Below are 8,156 nucleotides of genomic sequence, written 5' to 3' on the forward strand. Positions count from 1 at the left end.
CACGCCCTGCTTCTCACCGTGCTGATCGATGAGCAGAACTTTTGGGACGCGGATGTCGTCATTGATGCGCGGTCCGTCTTTGACGGGCGGCGCCTGCATGGGGCGGCGAATAGGCTTTTGCTCCGTGAGCTATTTCAAGGCTAACGCACCGGTCGCGCAAAGCGCTCCGGCCGTTCGGTTAGTATATGACCGCGCGGACCCCCGCGATCAAGCGCCGCCGGGGGCTGGCGCCAAAGCATTCGCCGCCTGTGCGACGCTCGCCACAGCCAGATCGCCCAGATTGTCGGCCTGCAGCACCGCCACATGACCGCGCGGGGCTGACAGGGCGGGGTCCGAGGCGTTGGAGAACAGCACGATGGTGGGCGCGCCGGTGGCGGCCGCCAGGTGCAGGGGTCCGGTGTCGTTTCCCACCACCAACGCGGCCTTGGCGCCCAGGATGGCGATGCGGGCGAAGTCGGTGCGGCCGGTGAGGTCGCGGGCCTTGCCCACATAGCGCTGGATCTGGCGGGCCACGGCGCTCTCCTGGGGCCCGCCCAGGATGACGATGTCGAAGCCACGGTCGTAGAGCAGCTTGCCCAGCTCGCCGTAGCGCTCCACCGGCCAGCGCTTGTCCAGCCGGTGGGCCGAGCCCCCGGGGATGAACAGCACATAGGGCCTGGGCATGACACCGCCGGCCACGGGGCGCTCCTGCGGCGCCTTGCGCAGCACCCAGGAGAGGTCCGGCGGCGGGGCGGCGCCCGGCTCGGTGGGGGCGTCGGGCCAGATGCCGGCGTATTTCAGCTGGTCGGCCTGGCGCTCCAGGGTGTGCATGGAATTGCGGTGCGGATTCTTGTGCGGCAGGGCGCAGCCCATGGCGATCCCCGACCACTCCGGCGGGAAGGGCCGCAGCATCTGGAAGATGCGGTTCGAGGCCGCCGAGGTCTGCAGGTCGTAGACCCGGTCGTACTTCGCCTTCTTGATCCGGGCGCGCAGGGCCAGCCAGGCGCCGGGGCCGTTGGGCTTGCCGTCGGTCTCCACGGCGTTGAAGTAGGGCGAACTCTTGGCCAGGCCCTCGAACTGCGGGGTGGTGAGCAGGGTGATGTGGGCGCGCTTGTGCGCCTCGCGGATCCGTTTCATCGCCGCCAGGGCCAGGACGAAGTCCCCCAGCGCCGACAGCTTGATCACCAGGATCTTCTTGATCTCACGCGCCATGGGCTCTGGCCTCCAGCACGCGTTCATAGGCCGCCATTGTGGCCGAACACATGGCCTGGGCGGAATAAAGCTGGCGGGCCCGGTTGGAGGCCAGTTCGCCCATCTTCGCCAGTTTGCCGGGACCGGCGTCGAGGGCGAGCGCCAGGGCGTCGGCCCAGGCCTCGACATCGCCGGGCGGGGTCAGCCAGCCGGTCTTGCCGTCCAGCACGGTCTCGGTGGCGCCGCCGTGGGCCGAGGCGATCACCGGGCGGCCCATGGCTTGGGGTTCGACGGCGGTGCGGCCGAAGGACTCCGGCACGGTGGTGGGCAGGATGGCCAGGTCGCACAGCAGGAAGGCGGCGGGCATGTCGTCGCAGTGGCCCACCAGCTTGATCTCGGCCGACAGCCCAGCGTCGGCGATCGCCGCCTGCAGCTCCTCGCGGTAGTCGGTGCGGCCCTGGTCGTCCCCGGCGAAGATGATCAGGAAGTCGCCGCGGCCCTGGGCCTTCAGCCGGGCGGCGGCGGCGATGATGGTCAGGTGGCCCTTGATGCGGGTCAGGCGTCCCCCCAGCAGGATCTTGATGCGCCGGTCGTCGGCGGCGATCCCCCAGGCGGCGCGCAGGGCGTCGAGGCGCTCAGGCGCCACCAGGGCCGGATTGAAGCGGTCCAGGTCCACCCCGCGCGGGATGGTGACGATCTTGTCCGGCGCCAGGTCGTGCTGCTCCAGGACGTGGTCGCGGGTGTAGTCGGAATTGGCGATCACCAGGTCGCCCCGGGTCATCACCGCATTGTACCAGCGCTTGAGCTTGGACTTGGCGTTGTAGATGCCGTGATAGGTGGCCACGAAAGGCGTCCCCGTCACTTGCGCGGCCCACAAGGCGGAAAAGGCCGGCGCCCGGCTCCGCGCGTGGACCAGGCTGACATTCTCCTTGCGGATCAGGTCCACCAGCCGCGCGGCGTTGCCCAGCATCACCAGGGGGTTCTTCGACTGCACCGGCATCTGGGCCAGGCGTCCGCCGTCGGCTTCCAGGCGCGCGGCCATGCGGCCGCCCCGGGTGGCCACCAGGGCCTTGCCGCCGGCGCGCACGACGGCGTTGGCCACGTCGATCGTGGTCTGTTCGGCGCCGCCCGTCTCGAGCTCGGGGACGACCTGCAGCAATGTGAAGTTGGGAGGCAGTGTCACGGCCATCTGCATAACGCACTGCGGAGGCGCGTAAAGCCCGACGCACGCTGACGGCGCTCCGCGCACGGGCTATTGATCGGGCATGAGCGAAGAGACGGGATTCCTGGCGCGGCCGGACGGCGCGCGCATCGCGTGGCGCAGGGTGGCGGGCGCGCGGCCCACGGTGGTCTGGCTGGGGGGCTTTCGCTCCGACATGGCCGGGACCAAGGCCCAGGCCCTGGCGGACTGGGCCCTGGCGCGGGGCCAGGCCTATGTGCGCTTCGACTATTTCGGCCACGGGGAGTCCGACGGCGACTTCGCGCGGGGGACCATCACCCGCTGGCGGGAGGACGCCCTGGCGGTCTTCGACGAACTGACCACCGGGGGGCTGGTGTTGGTGGGCTCCTCGATGGGCGGCTGGATTTCCTGCCTCGCCGCGGCGGTCCGGCCCGACCGGATCAAGGCCATGGTGCTGATCGCCCCGGCGCCGGACTTCACCGAGAAGCTGATGGCGCCCGGGATCGACGCCGCCGGCCGCGAGGCCCTGGCCCGCGACGGGGTCTGGATGCGGCCCTCCGAGTACGGAGATCCCTATCCGATCACGGCCGGTTTGCTGGAGGACGGCGCCCGCTGGTCGATCCTGCCGGGGCCCGTGCCGATCGCGGCGCCTGTGCGCATCCTGCAGGGTGGGGCCGATCCCGACGTCCCCTGGCGCCACGCCCTGGAGCTTGCCCAGGCGCTCAACAGCGACGACGTGGTCTTCACCCTGATCAAGGACGGCGACCACCGGCTGTCGCGGCCCCAGGACCTCGCCCGGCTGCTGGCGGCCCTGGACGAGGTGCTCGAAGCCCCATGACCGACACCCGCCGCCTGCCGACCTTCGGGGAGGCCACCCTGGTCTGGACCAGGATCGGTCTGTTGAGTTTCGGCGGCCCGGCCGGCCAGATCGCCCTGATGCACAGGATGCTGGTGGAGGAGCGCGGCTGGATCGGAGAGCGGCGATTCCTGCACGCGCTCAACTACTGCATGCTGCTGCCCGGTCCCGAGGCCCAGCAGCTGGCCATCTATATCGGCTGGCTGATGCACCGGACGGCCGGTGGCCTGGTGGCCGGCCTGCTGTTCGTCCTGCCCGGCGCCCTGGTGATGCTGGGGCTGAGCATCGGCTACGCCCTCTATGGCGCGACGCCGTTGGCCGCCTCGCTGTTCCTGGGGGTGAAGTCGGCGGTGCTTGCCGTCGTGATCGCCGCGGTGATCCGCATCAGCGGCCGCGCGCTCAAGGGTCGGGCCTCGCTGGCCCTGGCGATCGCCGCCTTCGTCGGGCTCTATCTGCTGCATGTTCCCTTCCCGGTGATCATCGCCCTGGCCGGCTTGGCGGGCTGGCTGAAGCCGGACCTGTTCCAGGCGCCCAGCCACGGGCAGGACGCCGACCAAGGTCCGCCGGGCCTGGTGGACGAGGTCATCGCCCGGGGGGAGGCCAGCCATATCGTCCCGTCGCGCGGTCGGGCCCTGAAGGTGCTGGCGGTCTGGCTGCCGCTCTGGCTGGCGCCCTTCGCCGCCCTGTTCGTCCTGACCGGACCCACCAGCGTCTGGACCCGGCTGGCGGGCTTCTTCGGCACCATGGGGGTGGTGACCTTCGGCGGCGCCTATGCGGTCCTGACCTATGTGGCCCAGGCCGCCGTCGAGGGCTTCGGCTGGCTTGCGCCGGGCGAGATGGTGGACGGCCTCGGCCTGGCGGAGACCACGCCGGGCCCCCTGATCCTGGTCCTGCAGTTCGTGGGGTTCCTGGCCGCCTATCGCCAGCCCGGCGGCCTCGATCCCCTGCTGGCGGGAAGCCTCGGCGCCCTGCTCACCACCTGGGTCACCTTCGCCCCCTGCTTCCTGTGGATCTTCCTGGGCGCCCCCTATGTGGAGGCCCTGCGGGGCCACCGGGCGGCGGCCGGAGCCCTGGCGGCGGTGACCGCGGCGGTGGTCGGCGTGATCGCCAACCTGGCGGTCTGGTTCGCCCTGCACACCCTGTTCGGGGAGGTGAAGCGGGTCGCGGTGTTCGGGATCGGACCGGACCTGCCGGTCCTGGCCAGCCTGGACTGGCGGGCCGCGGTGCTGAGCCTGGCCGCCATGATAGCCATGCTGCGCTTCAAGACCGGCATGCTGCCGACCCTGGCGGCCTGCGCGGCGGCCGGCTGGGCGCTCTCGCGACTCTAGCCCCCAGCGGCCAGGATCGCCGCCAGGCCCTCGCGATAGGTGGGATACATCGGCCGCCAGCCCAGCTCGGCCTTGGCCCGGGCGTTGGAGACCCGCTTGGTCTCGGCGTAGAAGCGCCGCGCCGAGGGGGCTAGGGCGTCCAGGTCCAGGACCTCCTCGGGCGGCGGCGCCATCCCCAGCAGGCGTGCGGCGTAGGCGATGACCTCGCTGTTGGGGGCCGGCTCGTCGTCGCAGAGATTGTAGATCCCGCCGGCGCGGGGCCGGGCGATGGAGGCCGCGAGACCGGCGGCCAGGTCGTCGACATGGATGCGGCTGAACACCTGGCCCGGCGCGGCGACGCGGCGGGCGCGACCCTCCCGCAGGCGGTCGAAGGCGCAGCGGCCGGGACCATAGATGCCGGGCAGGCGGTGGATGGTGACCGTCAGGCCCATGCCGCGGCCGACCTCGAGCCAGTCGCGCTCGGCGCCCACCCGGCGCGCGCCCTCCAGGGACTGGGCGGCCAGGCGGCTGTCCTCGAAGACCCAGCCGCCGCGCCGGTCGCCATAGACCCCGGTGGTGGAGAGGTAGCCGATCCAGTCGGGGAAGGCGCCGGCCCGCGCCATCGGCCGGACGAGGGCCGGCAGGGCCGGGCAGCCCAGCTCGGTGGGCGGGGCGGTGATCAGGATCGCCTGGGCCTGGCCCATCTGGGCGGCGATCGCGTCGGGATCGCTCACCGGAACCGGCTCGATCCCCTCGGCGGCCAGGCGCGCGGCGCCGCCCTCGTCGCGGAAGCTGGCGGCCACGGTCCAGCCTTGTGGCATGAGGCGTTTCGCCAAGGCGCGGGCGGAAAAGCCGTAACCGAAGACGAAGAGACGCAAGGCTCAGGCCTCCTAGAGCAGGGCCTGGATCGCGGCCCGGGCGGCGTCGGCGAATTCGGGGCGGCGCAGGGCGAAGGCGACGTTGGCGCGCAACAGGCCGATCTTGTCGCCACAGTCGTAGGTGGTCCCCTCGTATTCCAGGGCGTGGAAGGTCTGGGTCTTCATCAATTCGGCCATGCCGTCGGTGAGCTGGTTCTCGCCGCCGGCGCCCTTGCCCTGGCGCTCCAGCAGCTCGAAGATTTCCGGCTGCAGGATGTAGCGGCCGGAGATGAACAGGTTCGAGGGCTCGGTCCCCGGGGCGGGCTTCTCCACCATGCCGGTCATGCGGTTCAGCCGGCCGTCCTGACGCTCCAGGGCGACGATGCCGTACTTGTGGGCCTCGCCGTCGGGGCAGGGTTCCACGGCGATGATGTTGCCGCCGACCTTGTCATAGGCCGCCACGGCCTGGGCCAGGGCCGGGGTGTCGGCGGCCATCAGCATGTCGGGCAGCATGACGGCGAAGGGTTCGTCGCCGATGATGTGGCGGGCGCACCATACGGCGTGGCCGAGCCCCAGCGGCGCCATCTGGCGCACGAAGCTCATGCCGCCGGGGCGGGGGAGGTCGGCGCGGACCTCGGCCAGGATGTCGGTCTTGCCCTTGGCCTCCAGGGCGTTCTCGATCTCCGGATTGGCGTCGAAATAGTCCTCGATGGCGCCCTGGCCGCGGCCGGTGACGAAGACGATGTGCTCGATGCCCGCGGCGCGGGCCTCCTCCACCACATAGGACAGGATCGGCCGGTCGAAGATGTTGAGCATGTTCTTCGGCGTGGTCTTGGCGCCGGGAAGCACCCGGGTCCCCAGACCCGCCACGGGAAGTACGGCCTTGCGCACAGGTTTGGTCATTCAGTCCTCCGTCCGGCTTTGACTAGAGGAGCCGCCGCGCGAAATCCATCGGGCGTGTGTGACAGCCTGAGCGAAAACCTGTCCTGCCTGTCGGCTACTCGACGGTGACCGACTTGGCCAGGTTGCGGGGCTGGTCGACGTCGGCCCCCTTCTGCACGGCCACGTAGTAGGCCAGCAGCTGGATGGGGGCCGAGAACACCAGGGGCGCCACCAGGGGATCGCAGGTCGGCGCGATGATCACCTTGATACCGGGAGGCGCGTTCCTGGCGCCCTGCGCGTCGGTGATCAGGATGATCGGGCCGCCGCGGGCCATGACCTCGCTCATGTTGGACATGGTCTTTTCGAAGAGCGCGTCGGTGGGCGCGATGACGATCACCGGGGTGGCCTCGTCGATCAGGGCGATGGGGCCGTGCTTCAGCTCGCCGGCGGCGTAGCCCTCGGCGTGGATGTAGCTGATCTCCTTGAGCTTCAGGGCGCCTTCCAGGGCGAGCGCCGACATGGCGCCGCGGCCGAAATAGAGCACGTCCCTCGCCTTGGCGAGTTCGGGCGCCAGGGCGCGGATCGTCTCCTCCACCGCGATGGATTGCGCGATCAGGCGCGGGGCCTCCAGCAGCAGCTTGGAGAGGCGCGCCTCCTCGGCGGCGTCGATCTTGCCCCGCGCCGCGCCGGCGGCGATGGCCAGAGCGGTCAGGGCCGCCACCTGGCTGGTGAAGGCCTTGGTGGACGCCACCCCGATCTCGGGGCCGGCATGGGTGGGGAAGAGGACGTCGGCCTCGCGGGCCATGGTGGATTCGTGGACATTGACCACGGCGGCGGTCGCCAGCCCCTGGGCCTTGCACCAGCGCAGGGCCGCGAGCGTGTCGGCGGTCTCGCCCGACTGGGAGACGACGATGGCCAGCGTGCCCGGGGTGACCGGCGGCTCGCGGTAGCGGAACTCCGAGGCCACCTCGACATCCACCGGGATGCGGGCCAGCCGCTCGAACAGGTAGCGGCTGATCAGGCCGGCATAGAAGGCGGTGCCGCAGGCGATGATCTGGATGCGGTCGATCTTGGCGAAGTCCACGCCGCCCGGCGCGGTGGCGCGGCCGGTGACCGGATCGAGATAGGCCGAGAGGGTGTGCTGGCAGGCGTCGGGTTGGTCATGGATCTCCTTTTCCATGAAGTGCCGGTAGTTGCCGCGCTCCACCAGGGCCGCCGAGGGGGAGACGACGCGCATCTCCCGGGTCACCGCCTGGCCGTGTTCGTTGAAGATCGAGGCCGAGTTGTGGTCGATGGCGACGTAGTCGCCTTCCTCCAGATAGGCGATGCGGGTGGTGAAGGGACCGACCGCCAGGGCGTCGCTCCCTAGGAACATCTCGCCCGAGCCATAGCCCACCACCAGGGGGCTGCCGCGCCGGGCGCCCAGGATCAGGTCGTCGCGGCCCGCGATGAGCACGGCGATGGCGTAGGCGCCGGTGAGCCGGTCCAGGGTCGCCTTCAGGGCGGCCAGGGGCTCCAGGCCCGAGGCGAGGTCGGCGTCCATCAGCTGGGCGATGACCTCGGTGTCGGTCTGGCTCTCGAAGGTCCGGCCCTGGCTCTCCAGTTCGCGGCGCAGTTCGGCGAAGTTCTCGATGATGCCGTTGTGGACCAGGGTGACCTTGCCCGCCGTGTGCGGGTGGGCGTTGGCCTCGGAGGGGCCGCCGTGGGTGGCCCAGCGAGTGTGGCCGATGCCGACCATGGCCTTCAGGGGGCGCTCGGCCAGGACGTCCTCAAGCGCGCGGATCTTGCCCTTGGCCCGGCGGCGCTCGACCTGGCCGTCCACCACCCCGGCGATTCCGGCGGAATCGTAGCCGCGATATTCCAGCCGCTTGAGGCTCTCCAGCAGCCGGTCCTGGACGGGGGCC

Annotated in this window: 7 protein-coding genes and 1 pseudogene; 2 read left to right on the forward strand and 6 right to left on the reverse strand. The window is 70.9% G+C overall.

The genetic code is table 11. The features are described from left to right. The 3 genes and pseudogenes from Q7T09_RS16925 to Q7T09_RS16935 form a co-directional block, all read right to left on the reverse strand. Positions 1-99 (reverse strand): annotated as a pseudogene (locus tag Q7T09_RS16925) (translation initiation factor IF-3); the annotation flags it as partial. Between the two features lie 108 nt (positions 100-207). Next, positions 208-1,191: a glycosyltransferase family 9 protein gene (locus Q7T09_RS16930; protein ID WP_304701304.1), complete on the reverse strand. Its 984-nt coding sequence runs from the start codon at positions 1,189-1,191 to the stop codon at positions 208-210. Continuing rightward, entirely contained in the window at positions 1,181-2,353 is a 1,173-nt protein-coding gene (locus Q7T09_RS16935; protein ID WP_370689272.1) for a glycosyltransferase, read from the reverse strand. Before Q7T09_RS16935 ends, Q7T09_RS16930 begins: the two co-directional genes overlap by 11 nt. An 82-nt stretch (positions 2,354-2,435) precedes the next feature. Here Q7T09_RS16935 and Q7T09_RS16940 point away from each other — a divergent pair, with 82 nt between their 5' ends. Beyond that, positions 2,436-3,188 (forward strand): alpha/beta hydrolase, encoded by a 753-nt coding sequence (locus Q7T09_RS16940; protein ID WP_370689273.1) that lies wholly within the window; start codon positions 2,436-2,438, stop codon positions 3,186-3,188. After that, positions 3,185-4,534, forward strand: coding sequence for a chromate efflux transporter (gene chrA, locus Q7T09_RS16945; protein ID WP_304701306.1), 1,350 nt, complete (start codon positions 3,185-3,187; stop codon positions 4,532-4,534). The genes Q7T09_RS16940 and chrA overlap by 4 nt, the downstream gene beginning before the upstream one ends. Here the strand turns inward: chrA and Q7T09_RS16950 are convergent. From Q7T09_RS16950 to glmS, 3 genes are all read right to left on the reverse strand, one after another. Next, a complete protein-coding gene (locus tag Q7T09_RS16950; RefSeq protein WP_304701308.1) occupies positions 4,531-5,391 on the reverse strand; it encodes an SDR family oxidoreductase in 861 nt (286 codons plus the stop codon). The two genes, chrA and Q7T09_RS16950, sit on opposite strands and share 4 nt — an antisense overlap. Positions 5,392-5,403: 12 nt before the next feature. After that, a complete protein-coding gene (locus tag Q7T09_RS16955; RefSeq protein ID WP_304701309.1) occupies positions 5,404-6,273 on the reverse strand; it encodes a UTP--glucose-1-phosphate uridylyltransferase in 870 nt (289 codons plus the stop codon). A gap of 94 nt (positions 6,274-6,367) precedes the next feature. Further along, a partial coding sequence (glmS, locus tag Q7T09_RS16960) for a glutamine--fructose-6-phosphate transaminase (isomerizing) (RefSeq protein ID WP_304701310.1) occupies positions 6,368-8,156 on the reverse strand: 1,789 nt, incomplete at its 5' end.

Origin of the sequence: Phenylobacterium sp., assembly GCF_030645195.1 — a bacterium.
Classification (GTDB): Bacteria; Pseudomonadota; Alphaproteobacteria; order Caulobacterales; family Caulobacteraceae; genus Phenylobacterium.